This window comes from Actinoplanes rectilineatus, from assembly GCF_000962825.1.
Lineage (GTDB): Bacteria > Actinomycetota > Actinomycetes > Mycobacteriales > Micromonosporaceae > Actinoplanes > Actinoplanes rectilineatus.
In genome coordinates this window covers 1-1,102 of the sequence record NZ_JZKF01000209.1, presented here as the reverse complement: position 1 = coordinate 1,102, position 1,102 = coordinate 1, and the positions used below count along the sequence as shown (strand labels likewise).

The 1,102-nt window shown below is 69.3% G+C and carries 1 pseudogene; it reads right to left on the bottom strand.

The features are described from left to right. Positions 1 to 1,102: pseudogene (locus tag WH85_RS52030) on the bottom strand (hypothetical protein); the annotation flags it as partial.

Genomic DNA, 1,102 nt, shown 5'->3' with positions numbered 1-1,102 from the left:
GTCGCGGCTGGTGAAGTCGATGGTGGTGATCTCGCCGCGGAGCAGGTGGGTGCCGGGGACGATGGTGTCCTTGGACGGGTTGTACCGCTCGGTCCGCAGTTGCTTCATCTCGGCGTTGTCGTACGCGTCCTGCCACGCCTGGCTGTGCTGCGGCTGCATGACCGGGGCCGGGGTGTCCACGTCCCGGGGAGCAGCGGCCGACGGTGCCTGGGACGCGGTGTGCGGGTTGTTCGACAGCGCGTTGTGGGTGGCCCCGGCGACCTGGACGAGGGTGGCGCGGGAGTCTCTCGGGACGTCCTTGAGCTCGCTGAGCAGGTTCTTCTGCGTGGTCGGGCTGATCGGCTCGACACTCTTGAACGCCAGCCGGGTCAGGCCGTCGGCCGTGTTCGCGTCGACACCGGGATGGAACGTCTGGATGTAGTTCTGGACCTGCTTCTTCCAGGTCTCCCGGTCGGCGTGGCTCTGCGGGATGGCATCCGGGTTCGCCGCGTTGAAGTTCTGCAGCAGCCGGTCGGCGCGCGTCTCCAACGACACGCTGGGGTCGAACGCGCCGAACGCGAGCGGATCCATGCCGGGGAACAGGCGTTGCTGGGCGGCGGACTGGGCGAGGCCGCGGCCCTCCTTGGAGGTGTACTTGAGGTCGCCCTGCGGGTCGTTGCGCACGCCGAAGGTGATGTCGTTCTCCAGGCGGCCGCGGTCGACCCGCAGGAAGGTGTTCGGCTCGGGCATGTACACCGAGCGCGGGTCCACGCCGGCCATCGCCGCGCGGACGGCCCGGTCCCGCTGGTTGCCGCGGTCGGCGGCGGCCGGCGCGTTGTCGAGGGTGTAACCGCCACTGATGATCTGGACTTCGTCGCGGCTGTTGATGGCGGTGTCGGCGCTGTCGAACAGGCCGGTCATCGACGCGACGTCGGCGTCCCCGGTGTGCAGGAAGACCGGCTTGCCGTCGGCGCGTTCGTGCAGGTCGTTCAGGAGCTGCTCGGACTGCGGGTGCCGGACCAGGGTCTCGCGGATCGCGGCGTACGGGATGGTGTCCTGGCCCGGTGAATCGTTCGGCCCGATCCGCGAGTTGTTCCACGAGAAGCCGATCACGGTGACCGGG